Genomic DNA, 18,286 nt, shown 5'->3' with positions numbered 1-18,286 from the left:
TATCGATTGTGATCGTCTGTCGTCGTACAACGCTGTAGGTATAGCGAGCGTTTCAGCAGGCTGTCAATGTTTGCACGCGAAACATCGCCGTCCCATGCCCCGTCACGCTTCCGATGTCACCCGGGGGAGGCGCTGGCTTCTCGGAAAAGCCGTGAGGTGTGGGCCGAAGGTCCGCGTCAGCCTGATCCGGTCATGCCGCCGGGCTGACTATCAGATCGGTCTATCAGATCGGCGTGTTCATGAGTTCACGCACGCGGGCGGCCAGTGTCTCGATGCCGAACGGCTTGATGAGCACATGCATGCCAGGCTCCAACTGGCCCGCACCGATCGCCGCCCCCTCCGCGTAGCCGGTGATGAACAACGTCCGCAGGCCCGGACGCACCAGGCGCGCGGCGTCGGCCATCTGGCGTCCGTTCATGCCTCCGGGCAGACCGACATCGGTGACGAGCATGTCGATCCGCGTGTCGGAGCGAAGCAGATTCAGGCCACTGGCGCTGTCCGTCGCTTCCATGAGGGTGTAGCCGAGTTCAGCCAGCACCTCGGTCACCAGCATGCGCACCGTGGGTTCATCATCGACGACCAGAATCGTTTCGCCGATGCCCGCAGTCGACGCCGCGGCATCAGGTTCGTACAGCTCATTAACGCTGGGCGTTCCCTGGTAGCGGGGGAGGTAGATGGATAGCGTGGTCCCTTGTCCGACCACCGAGGCGATACGAACCTGCCCCCCGGATTGCTTGGCGAAGCCATAAATCATCGAGAGGCCCAGGCCAGTGCCCTGGCCGATGGGTTTGGTGGTGAAGAAGGGGTCGAATGCCTTCGCCACGACGTTGGCCGGCATGCCCGTTCCGGTGTCGGTCACGCTGAGGGTCAGGTATTCGCCCTCGGGGACCTCCAGCAGGGGTGCTTCCGCTGTTCCCACGAAATGACAGCGGGTTTCGATGGTAATGCTGCCGCCGTCCTGCATGGCGTCCCGCGAGTTGATGCACAGATTCAGCAGCGCATTTTCCAGCTGGCTCGCGTCCACCAGAGCCACGCAGCTGTCCGGCGAGCCAACGGTCTGCACGCTGATGCTGGGGCCCACGGTGCGCTGGATCAGCTCGGTCATGCCCTCGACAAGGCTGTTGATCTCGGTGGGCCGGGGATCCAAGGTTTGCTGGCGGGAGAACGCCAGTAATCGGTGAGTCAGGGCAGCCGCCCGTTTGGTCGCGCCCTGGGCCGTCGTCAGGTAGCGTTCGACATCCGTCAGACGACCTTGAGCAAACCGCGCACTCAACAACTCCAGCGAGCCCGAGATGCCCGCGAGCAAGTTATTGAAGTCATGGGCAAGCCCGCCCGTGAGTTGCCCCACGGCTTCCATTTTCTGTGACTGGCGCAGCTTTTCCTCGGTCTGCATCAACGCCGCGGTGCGTTCCGCCACGCGCTGTTCCAGGGTCTCGTTGAGGGTACGCAGGGCGGCGGTTGCCAGGTCGCGCTGGGCTTCGACCGAACGCCGCTCCTCGACATCGATCAGCACGCCCGGGAAACTGAGGGGAATGCCGTCCTCGCTGAAGTTGACGCGCCCGTTGGCCTCGATCCAGTAGTACTTGCCGTCAGCCCGACGGACCCGGTATTGATGGGCGTAGGCGCCGCCGCGACGGATGGCCTCGTCGATCGCCGTCATCAGGCCCGCCCGGTCTTCTGGATGCACGGTTTCCACCACCTGCTCCAAACTAAGCCCTTCGTGGCCCAGCAGCGGGTCGAGGCCGAAGGCCCGGGCGAACGCCTCATCAACGGTGAAACTGTTGCTGGGCAAGTCCCAGTGCCAGGTGCCGAAAATGGCGCCGGCTGCAAGGGCCAGCTGCACCCGCTCGACGTTCGCGCGGGCGACAGCTTCGCTCTGGCGCAGACGCTCCTCGGCATCACGTCGCCCGGTCACGTCGTTGAAGATGATCGCGATCTGACATTCGGCGGGATCGCCAACGGGGACGGCGCGCACGTCAAACCAGCGCTGGAAGGCTTTGGCGTAGCTTTCGAAGGTGGCCGGCACGCGGGTTTTGGCAACCCGTCCGTAGGTATCGAACCAGAATTGTTCCAGATCCGGGGCAAATTCCCTGACCCATTTCCCGCGCAGGTTGACCCCGGCCTCACGTTCGAAGGCCGGGTTGGCTTCGAGGAAGCAATAGTCGATCGGGTAGTCGTTGGCATCGAACTTGACCTGAACGATGGCAAAGGCGGCTTCGACCGTTTCCAGAATCATCCTGAAACGCTCCTCGCTCTGACGCAGTGCAGCCTCGGTGTCGCGAATCGGCGTGAGGTCGAGCATCGCGCCGATCATGCGCACGGCGTGGCCTTGAACGTCGCGGATGACGTGCCCGCGGTCGAGGACCTGAGCGTAGGTGCCGTCCACCCGGCGAAACCGATACTCCTCACTCCAGCCGGTCTGCCTGCCGTCGATCACGTCATGGATCGAGGTGACGATACGCTGCCTGTCATCGGGGTGAATCTGTGCAATCCACCAGTCGCCGGTCATTTCGACCGTGGCGAGCGGATGCCCGTAGACCCGTTCCAGGGCGTCGTTCCACAGGACATGGTTTTCCTTGAGGTCCCAGTCCCAGATCGCATCGTTGGTGGCTTTTACCGCGAGGCGGCAGCGGGTCTGAGCGTCTTCGATCGCTTGCTCGGCAACCTCTTCGGCGACATCGTTCGGTCGTGTGCCGGTGCACAGACTGTCCAGCCTCATGGCTTCACTTTTCTTCAACGCCGACCGCAACTGCATGACTTCAGCCTCGAGGGCTTCCCGGGTCAAATGCTTCAAGTTTCCACCTGCAAACGTAACGTGATGACCTGAGGTCGGAGGTGCGCCATGCTCCCTCCGGGACTGCGCCAGCCGGCTGATCCAGCACGTATCGGCGGCCAGCGTTTTACGCTGCATGCTGGCAGAATGCAATTCGGCTTCCAGAAAAGACTCGGGCGGCAAGACAAAGGTTCCGGCACCGGGAATGATTCGCCAGGCGGGTATCCAGGCGGGTAGAGGCATTTGCTCAGTCTGGTTTGGTTTTTTTGCGCCAGCGCGTTCGGGAACCGAGCGGCTGGGATTCGAAGCAATAAATGGCGACGATCAGGCCAGGGACGCGGTGCCGGTATCCAAGCCGGCCAACTGCCCCAGCACCAATGCCATGAACGCCCCCGACGCTGCGCTGTGATAGTTGTTCTTGCGACGCAGGAGCGAGGCGCCACGTTGAGGCGCCGGATCGGTCAGCGTGAGGGTGTGCAGTGCGCGGTCTCGGGTGGCAATCGGTTCGGGGAGAAGGGTCGCCACCGGCGTGTGGCGGATCACCTCAAGCAAGGTGGTCACCGAGTTGACTTCGATCATCACCTTGGGCGTGATGCCTGCACGGGCGAAATAACCGTCGATGCAGGTCCGGGTCGCGAAGTCCGCAGTCAGCAGCGCGAAATCCAGCTCCGCGACCTGAGTGGCGGTCAGCGGGATCGGTGAGTCGTACAAGGGGTGATCCCGGCCCACCATCAGCCCCAGGGTTTCGACAAATGCAGGGATGCACTCGATGTCGGGGTTGCGGACCTGATCGAACGCGATGGCAATGTCCAGCGAATCATCGGCCAGCCCCATCTCGATGTCGCCCATGGACAGCTCGAAAATGTCCAGATGGATATTCGGGAATCGCGCGGTGTAGTCACGCACCAGCGGGCCGACCAGATACGCCATAAACGTCGGTGTTATGGCCAGGCGCAGGCTGCCACGGGACAGATCCTTGACGTCGTGCAATGCCCGCCTGCCCGCCGCCAGCTCCACCAGCACGCGTCGGGCGCATTCTATATAGGCCAGGCCTGCGTCGGTGGGTTTGACTGTGCGAGAGGTGCGGTCGAAGAGGGTCACCCCGAGGCTGTCTTCGAGCTGGCGGATCTGCTGCGAAAGCGTCGGCTGCGAGACATGCAGCACCTCCGCTGCACGGGTGAATCCTCCATGGTCGGCGACCGCCAATAGATAACGCAGGTGTCGTAACAGCATGGGATTGATCACCAAGGGCAGGGGCAGACCGGTTGAGTGTACGCCGAGCCTCCCCTCATGCCGCGGCATTTGCCTGACGAGCGTGCACGGCGCAGGTCGAGGGGTGATCCAGCAACGACTTGAAGCTGCGGTTGTCGGCGTCCAGGGCGTCGATCGAGCCGGTCTCGATGTCGTAGACCCAGCCGTGCAGATTCAACGGACCTTTGTCCTGGGCCAGGCGCACGCTGGGGTGGGTCTGCAGATTGGCCAGTTGCGCGATGACGTTTTCGCGCACCATCGAACCCACCTTCGCCGCTTCGCTGATGTGAACCCGCGACTCGTTGATGACCTTTGCCGAGGCCGCATGCTCCAGCCAGCCGGCCACTGCGGGCAGGTGATTCATGCAGGTGCACTTGGCGACCGCCGTCATCGCGCCGCAATCGGAATGCCCGCAAACCACGATGTCAGTCACGCCCAACACGGCAACGGCGTATTCAACGGTGGCCGACACGCCGCCCGGGTGCGGACTGTAAGACGGCACGATGTTGCCGGCGTTGCGGATCACGAACAGCTCGCCAGGTTCCTGCTGGGTCAGCAGTTCCGGCACCACACGGCTGTCGGAACAGGTGATGAACAGCGTGCCGGGATGCTGGGTCGTCGCCAGGTGCTTGAACAGGTCGGAGCGTTGTGGAAACACTTCTTTCTGAAACTTTAAAAGACCGTCGATGAGTGCCTTCATGATGTATTCCTCTCTCCGTCATTGAGCCTAAGTTGTGATCACTGAGTACAACCGCTGCCCTTGAGTAGCTTGAAGCGGCCCGCCGTTGCGGCGGGTCCACGTCTCAGCGCGGGTGCAACTTAGAACGGGCGCAGTGGGAGGAACTTGCCGTCCAGGGTAATCACCGCTCGATGGCCGCCTTCAGGGTCCTCAACTTTCTTCATGTCCAGTTTGAAGTTGATCGCGCTGATGATGCCGTCGCCGAATTGTTCGTGGACCAGCGCTTTGAGGGTGGTGCCGTAGATCTGGATCATCTCGTAAAAACGGTAGATGGTCGGGTCAGTGGGCACGCCGGAAAGACTGCCGCGCAGCGGAATGATCTGCAGACGGGCGACTGCCTCGTCATTCAGCTCAAGCTTCTCGCCAATCACTTTCGCCGCATCGGCCGGCAATGGGTGCTGGCCCAGCAGCGCGGCGGTGACATAGGCCAGGCCCAGGCCGGTGCCGTCGGTCAGGTCCTGGAAGGACAGGTTCTTGCGCTGCTTGGCGTCGAGGATTTCGGCGGTGAGTGCGAGGCTGGTGTCGTTGTAGGCGTGGGACTGTGTCATGGGTCTCTCCTGGCGCGGGTAGGGGTTGCCGGTGGGTGTTGCTGATGGAATCGATCATCTTCCCATCCGACGATAGCGTCCAAGACCGATAAACAATCCTTCGCATAAGCCCTGCCTATAGATGCGAAACAGCGCGGCAGCGTCCTCCAGGTTCTGCCTTAGTCCCCTCGAAATCGACCGCCCAACGTGGAGCGAAAATGCTCCACCAGAAAATCCACAAACACCCGCGTCTTGGCCGGCAGGGCTTTACGGGCGGAAAAGTAGACAGAGACCGAACCCAGGTCCACGTACCACTCAGGCAGCAGCCGAATCAGTTCGCCGTTCTGCAGCCAGGGCCAGGCGCGCTCCATCGGCACCAGCGCTGCGCCAAGACCCATGCGCGCGCAACCGCATAACGCTTCCGGGTCATTCATGATGGCCGTCGGGTCTAGATTCAAATCAAAGGTCTCGCCCACGCCGTTGCGCAACGTCCAGGCGCGCAGTCGGCCGGTGTCGGTCGAGCGCGTGACGATCCCCGGCTGCCCCTGCAAATCCGCTGGCGTTTGCGGCAGGTCCCGGCCTTTGAGCCAGTCGGATGAGGCCACGGCCACCAGATGCAGCTTCGCCAGTTCTCGCGCGACAACGCCGGGGGACAGCTCCATGCCGCCGCCGATCGCCACGTCAAATCCGTCGCCGATCAAGTCAGCACGGGCAAGCGCCAGGTGCCAATCGGGGATGACGGCCGGGTATTTTTCCTTGAAGGGCTTGAGCAACGGCAGCAAGTAATCGTAGGCGAAGGAGGGCGCCACATTGACCCGAAGGCGACCGGCCGGGACGTTGCGATTGTCACCCACCCGAGCGACGGCGGCCTGAATGGTCTCCAGGCTGTCGGCAACCTGCGCATAGAAGGCTTCGCCTGCTTCCGTCAGGGTCAGGCTGCGGGTGTTGCGCTGAAACAGCCGGGTGCCCAGATTGCTTTCAAGACGTGCCACATTCTTGCTCACTGCCGCAGCGGAAACGCCCATGCGCCGGGCCGCTTCGGAGAAACTGCTGACTTGCGCAGCACGCACAAACGACTCCAGATTGCCCAGGGTTTCCATCGGTACCTCCAACGTTTGGTTGAAGCTGATTCTACTCATGCAAGACTAATTCATCCGGGTGAATGACTGCACAGTGAGCGTTATCTCAACGCAAACAGGTGACGTCGATGGGCAAGATTCTGGTAACAGGGGCCACGGGGCGATTGGGCAACGCGGTCGTGCATGCGCTGGTGCAGCGGGGCGACGCCGGCAACGTTGTGGGTCTGGCGCGGGATCAGGTCAAAGCGCAGCCGTTGATCTCACTGGGTATGGAGGTGCGCTACGGCGATTACACCGATTACGACGCCCTTGTGAGCGCGTTCGAGGGTGTAGAAAGGATTTACATGGTGTCCGCTGTAGCCTTCAGCGACCGGATCGCTCAGCACAAAAACGTGATCGATGCCGCACGTAGCGCCGGTGTCGGCCATGTGATGTACACCGGCATCCAGCGGCTCGACGATGTGCTGTGTCCGATCGAGGGCGTCACCGACAGCGACATCGCCACTGGACACCTGCTGGAGCAGTCGGGCCTGGCGTACACCGTGCTCCGGCATCCGTTGTATGCCAACGATCTGCCAATGTTCATCGGCGCCAACGCGATCAATGCAGGCTTCGCGGCGCCCGCCGGCAACGGCAGAATTGCGCTGGCCTGTTATCAAGAGCTGGCTGAAGCCGGTGCCGTCCTGCTCAGGCAGAGCGCGCATGGAAATCGCAGTTATCTGCTGAACAGCGGGAGCCCCTGGTCCTTTGCTGACATCGCCCAAGCGTTGTCCGGGCTGACGGGCAAGGCGGTCCCCTATGAGCCGATCTCGTCAGCAGCCTTCCTGCAGGCCCGTGAAAACGAAGGCTGGCCTCCACACGTGGCCCGATTTATCGCCGGCTGGTACGCGGCGATCAAAGCCGGTGCCTTCGACCAGGCCAGCACCGACCTCGAAGACGTTCTGGGGCGTAAACCCAAACAGCTCTCGGCGCTGCTCAAGGATGCCTTCGGGCGTTGAGCGACGTGTTTTAAACGGCAATCGAGAATGCGCTTGACCTTGCCGCAGTGGAAAGGTCTAGCGTGACGGCTCCGTCTCTACCCTCATCCAGGATGCTTCGTCATGAAAAAGATTGCCGCCGTTGTCAGCGTCATTGCTCTGCTTTCCGTAACCGCCGTCAGGGCCGACCAGGCGGAGGACGTCAAACAGATGCATGAGGCTTACCAGCAATCGATGGGCGCCATGAAAGACGACATGCACCACGGCATGATGAGCGACGATCCCGATGTGGCGTTTGCGGCCGGCATGCTGCCGCACCACGAAGGCGCGGTGGAGATGGCAAAGATCGAGCTGAAATACGGCAAGGATCCAGAGATGCTGGAGCTGGCGCGCAAGATTGTGGCGGCGCAGGCAGCGGAAATCACGCAGATGAAGAATTGGCTGAAGGCGCATCCGGCTCAGTAAGGTCGCAAAGCCCTGCGCCCCTGACCAGGCGCGCAGACAGCGGGGCAGGGCAAGGAGGCCGCTGCGTCGGACGCATCAATGGGTGATGTTCGATTCGATTTTCTTGCCCATGCTGATGCGCGGTTCGGTTGAGTAACCCATAGACTCATAGAACGCCTGGACGCTTGCATTGGTGCTGACGATCTGCAGGTTGATTTTCATGCACCCCCGCAATGTCAGGGCGTGCTCTGCATGACGAACCAGCTGCATGCCTACGCTTTTTCTGCGATGAGCGGGGTGCACCGCCACCGCATACAGCCATCCACGATGACCGTCGTAGCCGGCCAGAACGGTCCCCACCACCTCGTTGTCCGTCAGGGCAACAAAAAAGAGGCCGTCCGATACGGCCAGCTTTTTGTCGATGGCGAGGCTGGGCGTGTTATGGGCGGTTTCGTAGCCGAATACGGCGTCCCAGAGTTCGATCACGGCCTGGCGATGAAGCGTGTCCGAATAGTCGGTGATGGCAGCCATGGTGAGGCTCCTTATTCAGCGGAATGGGCGGTGAGATTTTCTGCGCGGGCAATGGCGACCTTATCTGCCCGAGACCAGTGCCAGCCGACAGGCCAATCCAAAGAAAACCGCACCCAATAGCTGATTAAGGCGCTTGGCAATGTGGGCATTGGCCGCCAGCTTGTACCCGATTTTACTGGCGAGAAGTATCACTGCGCCGTTCACCAGTAAGCCGATGGCATTCAAAACGGTGGCGAATATCAGCATCTGCGCGACCAGCGAAGCTTTCGTCGGATCAACGAACTGCGGAAACAACGCCAACACGAACAGTGCCATCTTCGGGTTGAGCAGATTGGTCACTAATCCCTGCCGAAAAATACTCAGAAGCGGTGTGGGTGTGAGGTCTGCATCTGCACGCAGCGGCGACGGAGAGCTGAACGCTTTCCAGGCAAGGAACACCAGATAGGCAGCCCCCACGAATCGCACTGCGTCGTAAGCGGTAGGTACATTGATCAACAATTGCGACAGTCCGAGTGCGGCAGCCAGCGCGTGACAATAGGTGCCCACCTGAATACCCGCCAGTGAGACGAAACCGGATGCTCTGCCCTGACTCATGCTCCGCGATGCAATCAACAGCATGTCCGGGCCCGGTGTCAGCGTAAGCGCAAGGCAGGCGCCAGCGAAAAGCAGCAATACTGAGAGATCGATCATCAAGTTCCTTCCCGAAGTCATGTAAACGGCGAGTACTGGCACGCATGTTACCGGACGGTGGGGCTTTCCTGGAGGGCCTTTGCGGGATGACGCCATTCAGTGACGCCACGAGCCATGGGGCAATTCAACGTGCCTTTGAGCCTTGGCCAGTGCGACTTTCAGCGCCTCCCGGTTGAATGGAATGCAGTAAGCGGGTTTGGCCCGTTCGAATCGCCAGCTTTCGTCGGCATGTCGATGCGCAGCCCGTCCCATACGCCCATCACATGAGTAATTGCGGCGTCCAGGGTTTCCACCGTCGCGCCGTCGCGGGCCAATACCGACATGCCCAGCATGAAGCTGTCGAACACCGTGGCCAGCGCGACCGGCGACACCGTTGCGGGCAGTTCTCCCGCAGCAATGGCCCGTTCGATACACGCGACAATCGCGGCACGGTTCAACGCTCGCGCATCTGCCAGTGGCTGGGAGATGGTTTTGCTTTCTTCCGTGGACGCACTCAGAAAACCCAGTGACACCAGACAGCCCTTGGGATGACCCGCCTCGCATTGCATGTTTGCCGAGCACCGCAGGGTGCGCTCGATCGCTTCCCTGGGGGCAAGGGCGGTGTCGAACAAACTGTCGGTCACGCGTCCATGGGTGTTCAGGTAGCGGTGCATGACTTCATTGAACAGCGCCTGCTTTGAACCAAACGCCGCATAGAAGCTCGGCGCGGTGATACCGCCGCCGATGCTCGCCTTGAGCTGGCTGAGTGACGTCGCATCGTAGCCGTGCTCCCAAAACAGATGCAGTGCCTGAGTGATTGCCACGTCACGGTCAAACGTGCGCGGTCGTCCCATCTGAGCCATAAGACCCTCCTTTCAAGTCAGATAAATACTAGTCGATACATAAGTTGTTGACCACTCGATCTTGGTCCGTTAGATTTCTACCGATCAGTATATTAGTCGGAGGATCGAAAGATGACCCATGAGGGAAATGCCACACAGCTGCCGTATGGGGCACTGCTGGCGCTGGCGATGACCGGTTTTATCTGCATCGTCACGGAGACGCTGCCGGCGGGGCTGCTGCCTGAAATCGGCGAGGGCCTTGGCATATCGGCGTCATTGGCGGGCCAGATGGTGACGGTGTACGCCCTGGGATCGTTGCTGGCGGCCATTCCGCTGACCATTGCCACGCGCAGTTGGCGGCGCAGGACGGTGCTGCTGCTCACCGTCGTCGGATTTCTGCTGTTCAACTCCATCACGGCGCTGTCATCGGTTTACTGGCTGACCCTGATTGCGCGGTTTTTCGCGGGGGTGTCGGCGGGACTGGCCTGGAGCCTCATTGGCGGCTACGCGCGACGCATGGTCGAGCCCGCTTCACAGGGTCGTGCCATGGCAGTGGCGATGGTGGGGACGCCGATCGCGCTGTCACTGGGCGTGCCCCTTGGCACCTGGCTGGGCGGGGCGATCGGCTGGCGGATGTCGTTTGCCGTGATGTCCGGATTGACCCTGTTGTTGATCGCCTGGGTGCTGATCAAAGTGCCGGACTACCCGGGTCAATCATCTTCCCGGCGCATGCCGCTGCGTCAGGTCTTATTCACGCCGGGCGTGCGTCCCGTCCTCGGCGTGGTGCTGACCTGGATGCTCGCCCACAACATTCTCTACACCTACGTCGCGCCCTTTGTTTCCATCGCCGGGTTGGGTGCCCATGTCGACCTGGTGCTGCTGGTGTTCGGCATTGCTGCGCTGGTCGGCATCTGGGTCGGAGGGCGTCTGGTGGATCGTCATCTTCGCACCGCCGTGTTGCTGAGCCTCGCCACCTTCGCCGGGGTTTCGGTGTTCTTCGGGATGTTCTCGGCCTCCGCCACGGCGATTTATCTCGGTGTCTTCGTCTGGGGCCTGACCTTCGGCGGCGCCGCCACACTGCTGCAAACGGCGCTGGCCGACGCCGCAGGTGAGGGCGCCGACGTGGCCCTGTCGATGAACGTGGTCGTCTGGAACAGCGCGATTGCGGGCGGCGGGCTTCTGGGCGGCGTGCTGCTCGGTCACTGGGGCGCGGGCGCCTTTGCGTGGGCGATGTTGCTGGTGCTGCTGATCAGCCTGGCGATTGCGTTCCGGGCGCGGGCCCATGGGTTTGTGCAGGGTGAAAGGGTTGCCGGTGAGAGGCTCGTCGCTCATTAAGTCGCGCCCCGAAAATGATCCTGCGCACCTCGGGGCCGCTCACTGACCGGCAAAACCTGCGCAACGGCAAACACCGCCTCGAACACCGTAAACCCAAGAATCAGCACACTCGCTCCCTGGCCGACCGCGTAAAGCTGCCACGTCGCGAACAGCGTTCGTGCCAGTGCGTCGTATAACCCTACGCGACGGCTCGGTTGCGCCAGGCGCCAGAGCGACCAGACCACCACCACGCTGCCGAGCAAATTGGCGAACAGCATTCCGCTGACGTCCAGCACGGGCACCGGACGTTCCAGTGCCAGAGCGGCTGACAGCGCGGCAAAGGTGTCGAACACCCATGCGGCCGTCCAGGGCGTCATGAACCCCGCCGTCATTATCAAATCGTAAAAGGCGCTGCTTCTGACGATGCGTCTGTTGGTCTTTGCGCTGATCATGATCTTCCCTCACAGTTGAGCCCGCAGGCTAAAGCCTGGTCCTTGGTCCAGAGTCAACGTGAGCATTGAGTGTCATGAAAATAGGCGAAGTGGCAGTGCGTGCGGGGGTGTCCGTGGACGCATTGCGTTTTTATGAAGAGAAAGGCCTGATCAAACCGCAGCGCAGTGCCAACGGCTATCGGCACTACCCGGAGGAGACCCTGCAGCTGGTGGGGTACATCAAGCTGGCGCAACAGCTGGGATTTTCGCTGAAGGAGATCGGCGAAAACCTGCCGTTGCTGTGGAACAGCGAGCAGGTATCAAGCGACGTGCTGAGAGGATTATTCGCCGAGAAAATCGCGTTGCTGGACGAGCGCATCGCGCAGATGCAAGCGCTGCGGAGTCTGTTGGCCGAGCGGGCGGGGCAGGTCTGTCCGCTGTTGGGGACTGGCGCCGCTGACGTGCCCTGAAGGACACGTCACCTCGCAATACACCGACGTCAGTTACGACGCCTTCAGTCGCACAACGCCTGGCTGCGACGCATCGCAATCGGCCGCACCAGGCTCAGCAATCCTGCCAGGGCCATGGCCGCGCCGACCCACAGCGGCGAACGCAGACCCAGGCCTGCATCGATGGTCACACCGCCCGCCCAACTGCCGAATGCCAGCCCGGCGGTGATGACCGAGGTGTGCATGATGTTGACCAGCGCGCCGGGCTCGGCCGCTTTCATGACGCGCGCGACCATCGCCGGGTTCAGCGCCACGCCGGTGAGCCCCAGGGCGAGGAAGCACATCAGGTTCAGCCACAGATGATCCCCGGCCAGGGCGAAGCCCGACAATGCCAGCACCATGATCGCCAGACCCCAGCCGACGATCGCCATCATGTAGCGATCCGCCAGTCGGCCCACCACCCAGTTGCCCAGTACGTTGGCGACGCCATAGAGCGCCAGCAGCGGTGCGACGAATTTAGTCGCGACCCCGACTTCCTGAATCAGGATGGGCGTGCAATAGCTGAATGCGGCAAAGGTGGCGCCGATGATCAAGCCGCTGGTGAGGTACGCCGCCCAGAGGGGCGGATTCTTCATGTCCGCGACTTGTTGGCGCAGCGGCGGTTCGCTGCCATTGGCGCCTGCCGGCAGGCGCTTGCTCGCCAGCACCGTGCAGAGCATCGCCAGCACCACCACCAGCCAGGCGCTCGCACGCCAACCGAAGTGTTGCTCGACCCACGTGGTCAGCGGCACGCCGACGACAGGGGACAGCATCAGCCCGGCGAGGACCACTGAAACCGCTCGACCGCGTCGTTCCGGGGTGACGAGGCCTGCGCACACCGTCATGCACAAACCGATGCAGACGGCACTGGAAATGCCCATGACCACGCGTGCAGCGGCGAGCACCAGATAACTTTGAGCCGCCGCTGCGACTGCGCCGGCGACCACATAACAGACGAGCAGCGCGATCAAAGAGCGTTTGTTGCTGACGCCTTTGGACAACAGCAACACGGTCACAAGGGGGCCGCCGATGGCCATGCCCAAGGCGTAGAAGGCGATGAGGTTGCCGACCTGGGCAAGGCTGACCGAGAACGCGTCGGCCAGCGCGGGCATCATGCCGGCGACCATGAATTCGGCCGTCACCAGCGAGAAGATCGTCAGGCCCAGAAGGTAGACGGTGGACGGGAGTTTGCTGCGGCTGGACATGGGGTTCCTGAGGGGTAAAGAAGGCCGGCTACCCTAGGGATTGAGGCGGGGCAGGTCAACAGGCAATCAGCTAACTGCCCCAGCAAACCAGCGCCTGCTGCATCATCCCGAAGTCTGCGGCTGTCTGGCCAACCATTCATCGCGCGTCAATTCCCAGAGCTCTTGAACCATGAGACCCGAGACAAAGTGGCCGTCCCGCCGCTCGATCATGCGCATGCCCTCGCGTTCGGAGATCTTTCTGGAGCCATCATTGCCCGCCGCTTTGGGCACCTGCATCACCGGGCGCTGCAGGGTTTCGAACCAGAAGGCATTGATCACTTCGCACGCCTCCCGCATATAGCCCTGACCTCGCCACTGCGGCGCGAGCCAGAAACCCCGGTGGTTCTCGGGCTGATCGTGCAGGCTGATGCAGCCAATCACACGCGCCGGTTCGGACGTCAGGCGTATCGTCCAGTGCCATTCTCGCCCCTCCGCCACGGCAGGAAGCGCGACGTCGCGGAGGTAGGTCAGCGCGCCGTCGTCGGGATAGGGCCATGGCACCTGGCTGTCCAGATACCGGACTACGTCCCACTGGGGAAATAACTGTTGAATCACGAGCGCATCGGTTAACCGCAGCGGGGCGAGTGTCAGTCGGGGTGTCTGGAGCGCGGGGCTTTCCATGCGGTTTCTTCCATGCAAGCAGTGCAGCGACATTGATGCCATATACAGTGGACAGAGAACAAGTGTCTCGAGACTGGCTCTCGGACTTTGTTGATCTTCGGCTTCTGGTATCTGCTGTTGCCCCACTGGCAACCACTGCGAAAGTCGATGCGAGCGTATGGCACGCGATCCGATCGAACTCCTGGGAATCAGTCCCGGTCAGAGCATGACGGATGCACCGTCACCCCTTATTCAATAAGCGGCACTCGTTTGCCAAAGGATCTGATCATGCTCGGAAAGAAGTTCCTCCCTCATCTGCTGTTCACCGCAGTATGCGCAGTCAGTAGCTTTTCCTACGCAGCCGAACAGCCAAGCGTGACGCTGGATCGACCGGGCGCAGGGGTCAAGGAAATCAAGGAAGGCGACAACGTCCCTGATCAATACCAACGTCCCAGCCTGGCGCTTAAAGACTGGAAAGCACGTCACCTGAGCGCGCCGGACGAAAATCAACAGTGGGTGGAGATCAAGGGCCAGTACATGTTGGTTGACATTCCGACGGGCACGATCAAACAGATGGTGCCCAAGGGCAAGGCGCATAAATAACGCCATTGGCTAAGACCTGATTCCCTAGCCAACGAATGATGGCGTGACATCTGACGCCTTCCCGGCTAAAGCCGGTCCCACGGTGGGTTATTCGCCAGTCTTATGGGACGTAGGCGATCCTTGGCAGGACCGGCTACGTAGCCAATCCCACTGGATGCACGCGGTGCTTTTTAGTGGGACCGGCTTTAGCCGGGAAGAAGCTCATCCGATGCCCTCAATGGCAAATCCCCATCAAGATAAAACTCATCCAGTTGCGGCGGCGGTACGCGGGTACCGGACAGCATGGCGTGAACCTGTCCACGGTGGTGAATCTGGTGCTGGAACAGATGTAGCAACAGGCAATCCACTCGTTCCGGAATAATGCCAGTCGCCCGCACCACACCCGATCGTCGACCAAGCGCGTGCTCATCCAGACCTTCGCAATAGGTAACCAGTCGGCCGTCTGCCTCGGTTTGGAGCCGGACGATTTCCTGCAGCGACAAATGCTCGGGCAGCTCCTTTCGTTGACCTTCGAGATCAAACGTCAGCGCGGCCAGGTAGAACTGATCGACATCCAGTATGTGCCGCAGCGTCAGCTCAATGGAGGGAAAAAAACCTGTTCGCGGCGCCAGGTATTCTTCATTGCTCAACCCCAGGCATGCCGAGAGCAGGCGCCGGTTCGACCATCGATTATTGTGTGCCTGTGCCAGATAGCTGTTCATCGGTAGGCCTTGGGTGGATAGCTGGAATGAATGTAATGAATTCAGGGGTGTCTGGTCACCCACCCTTTCACTCCCGCGACTGGATGGCTAACCAAAAAAGTGCCACGCAATCCCATACGGCCCATCCGACGAAAGCCTTCAAACCGGTACTAACAATCAAGAAATCCGCCGGTCCAACCTGTTCGCCGAACCGGTTGCAACAACCGGTTCACAGGTCGTCAGTATTCCAGGCAGGAGCAGCGCATGAGCATTACCCCCACTTTCGATATCCGCAATTACGGCGCCAAGGGCGACTCCGTCACTGACGATACCGTCGCCATCCAGAAGGCAATTGATGCCGCAAGCGCTGCGGGTGGGGGCAAGGTTTACATCCCTGGCGGCACCTGGCTTGTGTCGGACAGCGACGGTTCCGGCAACGCCCTGGCGCTGAAAAGCAACGTCACCCTCACCGGGGAGGGCGCGAATGACAGCGTGCTCAAGCTGGCCGATGGCGCCGGATCGAACACCACCTCTCTGCTGGGTGTGGTGGCAGGCAGCAGCGTGCGGGACGCGACCGTCAGCAATCTCTCGCTGGATGGCAATCAGGTCAACGGCGGCGGGCAAGTCAGTGGCTGGTCTCAGTCGGGGGCGAGCAGTACCAATCTGTTGATCGACGGCGTCACCGCGACGAACTTCAGCGGCAGCGGTTTTGACCTGACCGGCGCGTCGGTGCATTTGACGGTGCGCAACAGCACGGCCACAGACAACGCTTCCGATGGCTTCGTCCTGGGCGGGTCGCTGCCGGCGCTGACTTTTCAGGACAACCGCGCGCTGGACAACGGCGGTAATGGCATCAATGTCGGCCTTGGCAGCGTGGCGCTTTCACTGACCGACAACCAGGCTTCCGGCAATGCTGGCGACGGCATTCACGTCCACGAAGAAAGCGGCGTCGACACCGGCTTTTTCAGCGTCATCGGCGGCGACGTCTATGGCAACGGCGGCGATGGCGTGCACATGCGCGGCATCGAATACGGCGGCGTGTATCGCCTCGACATCCATGACAACGGCGGGTCGGGCGTCAATCTGCAGGGAACGACCCACATCGAAGTGTCAAACAACGTCATCCACGCCAACGCGCAGAGCAACGACGTGCCGGAAGTGGCGATCCGCAACCTGGGCAGCGAGAACGGCACGCAGAATTTCGTCTACGACAACCTGATCACCGGCAGCGCCGGGTCGACCTGGGGCGTGGCCGAGGTGCCGTCGGACGTGGCAAACGTCGAAGGCAGCGTGATCTTCGGCAACGTCATCAACGGCACTCATTCGGGCGACATCAGCGCGGCGGGCAACAACACCCAGGTCTACAACAACAGCGATGTGCTGATTGTGCGCGGCAGTGCAGGCGCCGACACGCTGATCGGCAGCCGTTCGGACGAATTCATCAGTGGCGGAGCAGGGCGTGATCGCATCGACGGCGGCGCCGGTGACGACGTCATCCATGGCGGTGCAGGTGCGGACCGCCTCAGCGGCGGCACCGGCAGCGACGTGTTTCGCTTCACCTCGGTCAGCGACAGCTATCGCACGGCCACCACGTCCTTCACCGATCGCATTACCGATTTCAACGACAGCAGCGACCGTCTCGACCTGACCCTGCTGGGATTGTCCGGGCTGGGCAATGGCCACAACGGCACGCTGAAGGCGTCGTACAACGCTGGCACCGACATTACCTACCTGTCGAGCCTGGACGCCGATGCCGCCGGCAACCGCTTTCAGCTGGCACTCGACGGCAACCACCTGAGCACGCTGAGCGCGGCGAACTTCTTTTCGTCGATTACCGGCACGGCCAGTGACGACAAGCTGTTCGGCACCGCTGCCGATGACGTGCTGCTCGGCGGTGCCGGGCGCGACACCTTGTCGGGCGACGGCGGTGCAGATCGCTTGGTCGGCGGCACCGGCGGCGACACCCTGACGGGCGGTGCGGGCGCGGACACTTTCGTCTACACCGGCGTCAGCGACAGCCTGCGCAACGATGCCAGCGGCAGCTACGCGCAACGCGACCTGATTACTGATTTCAACAGCAACGGCCATGATCGCCTCGACCTCACGGCGCTTAGTTTCAAAGGTTTGGGCAACGGCTACGACGGCACGCTCAAAGTCGTGTTGAACCTGGCCGGCGACCAGACGGCGCTGAAGTCACTGGAACCGGACGCCGACGGCAACCGCTTTGAAATCCTGCTCAGCGGCAATCACCTCTATGACCTGACCGCCAGCAATGTGCTGTTCGCCAACCCCGATGACACGCGCACGGATTCGTCCCAGCCGCTGACCGCGGTGAACGCCACCGGCACGGCAGGCGCCGACACGCTGTATGGCGACTGGGGCAACGACACCTTGTTTGGCCTGGCGGGCAATGATGTGCTGGCGGGCAGCGTCGGCGATGATTTGCTGGTGGGCGGTGCTGGCAGCGACAAGCTCACCGGCGGATCGGGCGAGGACATCTTTCGCTTCGATCACATCAGCGACAGCTACGTTGGCGCGGCTGATCTGATCACCGACTTCACCACCGGCCACGACACGCTGGACGTTTCCGCGCTGGGCTTCACCGGATTGGGCGACGGCCGCGACGGCACATTACAGGTGAGCTACAACGCCAACAGCGACCGCACCTACGTGCGCAGCAACGAGGCGGACAGTGCGGGCCAGAAATTCCAGGTCACCCTGGCGGGGGATTACAGCCACAGCCTGAAGGCCGAGGACTTTGCTTTTAGCCCGGCCGCGAATGCTGCCGAGATCAAGGTCGTGGGCGTGCCGGCAGCGATGGACCATGTGGTTTTGTCCGACGCCTGATCACCTTGGCTGCATGCGGTCTCTCAGGCTGCATGCGATCTCAGTGTAGGACCGGCTTCAGCCTGGAATAGGCCAGTCCGGACACCCTAAGATGTGCGGTGTGGCACCTGACGCTTTCCCGGCTAAAGCCGGTCCCACACAGACTGTGTGAAAACCTAGCCAACCTGCCTCAGATCTAAGAAAATGCCCCGCATCGAAAGATGCGGGGCATTTTCTTATGGCGTACATCCAGGGCGAATCTCGAAAC

18 protein-coding genes are annotated in these 18,286 nt (G+C 61.6%); 6 read left to right on the top strand and 12 right to left on the bottom strand.

What is annotated here, in order from left to right:
* Positions 1 to 223 precede the first annotated feature (223 nt).
* From QWI20_RS02480 to QWI20_RS02460, 5 genes are all read right to left on the bottom strand, one after another.
* Positions 224 to 2,755: a PAS domain-containing protein gene (locus tag QWI20_RS02480; RefSeq protein ID WP_369304280.1), complete on the bottom strand. Its 2,532-nt coding sequence runs from the start codon at positions 2,753 to 2,755 to the stop codon at positions 224 to 226.
* Between the two features lie 342 nt (positions 2,756 to 3,097).
* Positions 3,098 to 4,006 carry a transcriptional regulator CynR gene (gene cynR, locus QWI20_RS02475; protein WP_369304021.1) on the bottom strand — a complete coding sequence of 303 codons (909 nt, stop codon included), beginning with the start codon at positions 4,004 to 4,006 and terminating at the stop codon, positions 3,098 to 3,100.
* A gap of 55 nt (positions 4,007 to 4,061) precedes the next feature.
* Entirely contained in the window at positions 4,062 to 4,724 is a 663-nt protein-coding gene (locus QWI20_RS02470) for a carbonic anhydrase (RefSeq protein ID WP_369304020.1), read from the bottom strand.
* 119 nt (positions 4,725 to 4,843) lie between these two features.
* The gene (cynS, locus tag QWI20_RS02465; RefSeq protein ID WP_369304019.1) at positions 4,844 to 5,311 is read right to left on the bottom strand and encodes a cyanase; all 468 of its coding nucleotides are present in this window, start codon (positions 5,309 to 5,311) and stop codon (positions 4,844 to 4,846) included.
* A gap of 158 nt (positions 5,312 to 5,469) precedes the next feature.
* On the bottom strand, positions 5,470 to 6,390 hold the full coding sequence (locus QWI20_RS02460) for a LysR family transcriptional regulator (protein ID WP_369304278.1): 921 nt from the start codon (positions 6,388 to 6,390) through the stop codon (positions 5,470 to 5,472).
* 107 nt (positions 6,391 to 6,497) lie between these two features.
* On the opposite strand from QWI20_RS02460, the gene QWI20_RS02455 reads away from it, so the two are divergent.
* Both QWI20_RS02455 and QWI20_RS02450 read left to right on the top strand, forming a co-directional pair.
* Complete coding sequence (locus QWI20_RS02455) at positions 6,498 to 7,367, top strand: SDR family oxidoreductase (RefSeq protein WP_369304018.1); 870 nt, start codon at positions 6,498 to 6,500, stop codon at positions 7,365 to 7,367.
* 102 nt (positions 7,368 to 7,469) lie between these two features.
* Positions 7,470 to 7,811 carry a DUF305 domain-containing protein gene (locus tag QWI20_RS02450; RefSeq protein ID WP_369304017.1) on the top strand — a complete coding sequence of 114 codons (342 nt, stop codon included), beginning with the start codon at positions 7,470 to 7,472 and terminating at the stop codon, positions 7,809 to 7,811.
* Positions 7,812 to 7,886: 75 nt separating this feature from the next.
* Here the strand turns inward: QWI20_RS02450 and QWI20_RS02445 are convergent, their stop codons facing one another.
* From QWI20_RS02445 to QWI20_RS02435, 3 genes are all read right to left on the bottom strand, one after another.
* Entirely contained in the window at positions 7,887 to 8,321 is a 435-nt protein-coding gene (locus tag QWI20_RS02445) for a GNAT family acetyltransferase (protein WP_369304016.1), read from the bottom strand.
* A 60-nt stretch (positions 8,322 to 8,381) separates the two neighbouring features.
* The gene (locus QWI20_RS02440; protein WP_369304015.1) at positions 8,382 to 9,011 is read right to left on the bottom strand and encodes a LysE family translocator; all 630 of its coding nucleotides are present in this window, start codon (positions 9,009 to 9,011) and stop codon (positions 8,382 to 8,384) included.
* A gap of 158 nt (positions 9,012 to 9,169) precedes the next feature.
* The gene (locus QWI20_RS02435) at positions 9,170 to 9,853 is read right to left on the bottom strand and encodes a TetR/AcrR family transcriptional regulator (RefSeq protein WP_369304014.1); all 684 of its coding nucleotides are present in this window, start codon (positions 9,851 to 9,853) and stop codon (positions 9,170 to 9,172) included.
* 111 nt (positions 9,854 to 9,964) lie between these two features.
* On the opposite strand from QWI20_RS02435, the gene QWI20_RS02430 reads away from it, so the two are divergent.
* Entirely contained in the window at positions 9,965 to 11,167 is a 1,203-nt protein-coding gene (locus tag QWI20_RS02430) for an MFS transporter (protein WP_369304013.1), read from the top strand.
* On the opposite strand, the gene QWI20_RS02425 is transcribed toward QWI20_RS02430, so the two are convergent.
* Positions 11,164 to 11,523, bottom strand: coding sequence for a hypothetical protein (locus tag QWI20_RS02425; protein WP_369304012.1), 360 nt, complete (start codon positions 11,521 to 11,523; stop codon positions 11,164 to 11,166). The two genes, QWI20_RS02430 and QWI20_RS02425, sit on opposite strands and share 4 nt — an antisense overlap.
* 149 nt (positions 11,524 to 11,672) lie before the next feature.
* Here QWI20_RS02425 and QWI20_RS02420 point away from each other — a divergent pair, with 149 nt between their 5' ends.
* Positions 11,673 to 12,047 carry a MerR family transcriptional regulator gene (locus QWI20_RS02420; protein WP_369304010.1) on the top strand — a complete coding sequence of 125 codons (375 nt, stop codon included), beginning with the start codon at positions 11,673 to 11,675 and terminating at the stop codon, positions 12,045 to 12,047.
* 44 nt (positions 12,048 to 12,091) lie between these two features.
* On the opposite strand, the gene QWI20_RS02415 is transcribed toward QWI20_RS02420, so the two are convergent.
* Together QWI20_RS02415 and QWI20_RS02410 are read right to left on the bottom strand one after the other, a co-directional pair.
* Entirely contained in the window at positions 12,092 to 13,270 is a 1,179-nt protein-coding gene (locus QWI20_RS02415; protein WP_369304009.1) for an MFS transporter, read from the bottom strand.
* A gap of 102 nt (positions 13,271 to 13,372) precedes the next feature.
* Positions 13,373 to 13,930 carry a GNAT family N-acetyltransferase gene (locus QWI20_RS02410; RefSeq protein ID WP_369304008.1) on the bottom strand — a complete coding sequence of 186 codons (558 nt, stop codon included), beginning with the start codon at positions 13,928 to 13,930 and terminating at the stop codon, positions 13,373 to 13,375.
* Between the two features lie 267 nt (positions 13,931 to 14,197).
* On the opposite strand from QWI20_RS02410, the gene QWI20_RS02405 reads away from it, so the two are divergent.
* A complete protein-coding gene (locus QWI20_RS02405; RefSeq protein ID WP_369304006.1) occupies positions 14,198 to 14,512 on the top strand; it encodes an RcnB family protein in 315 nt (104 codons plus the stop codon).
* Between the two features lie 185 nt (positions 14,513 to 14,697).
* Here QWI20_RS02405 and QWI20_RS02400 read toward each other — a convergent pair whose 3' ends face one another.
* A complete protein-coding gene (locus QWI20_RS02400; RefSeq protein ID WP_369304005.1) occupies positions 14,698 to 15,213 on the bottom strand; it encodes a DinB family protein in 516 nt (171 codons plus the stop codon).
* Between the two features lie 243 nt (positions 15,214 to 15,456).
* Between QWI20_RS02400 and QWI20_RS02395 the strand changes: the two genes are divergently transcribed.
* Positions 15,457 to 18,039, top strand: a complete 2,583-nt coding sequence (locus tag QWI20_RS02395) for a glycosyl hydrolase family 28-related protein (RefSeq protein ID WP_369304004.1) — start codon at positions 15,457 to 15,459, stop codon at positions 18,037 to 18,039.
* Positions 18,040 to 18,286 lie beyond the last annotated feature (247 nt).

The organism is Pseudomonas sp. W2-17 (assembly GCF_041060445.1).
Lineage (GTDB): Bacteria > Pseudomonadota > Gammaproteobacteria > Pseudomonadales > Pseudomonadaceae > Aquipseudomonas.
This window is presented reverse-complemented; position numbering and strand designations above follow the sequence as displayed.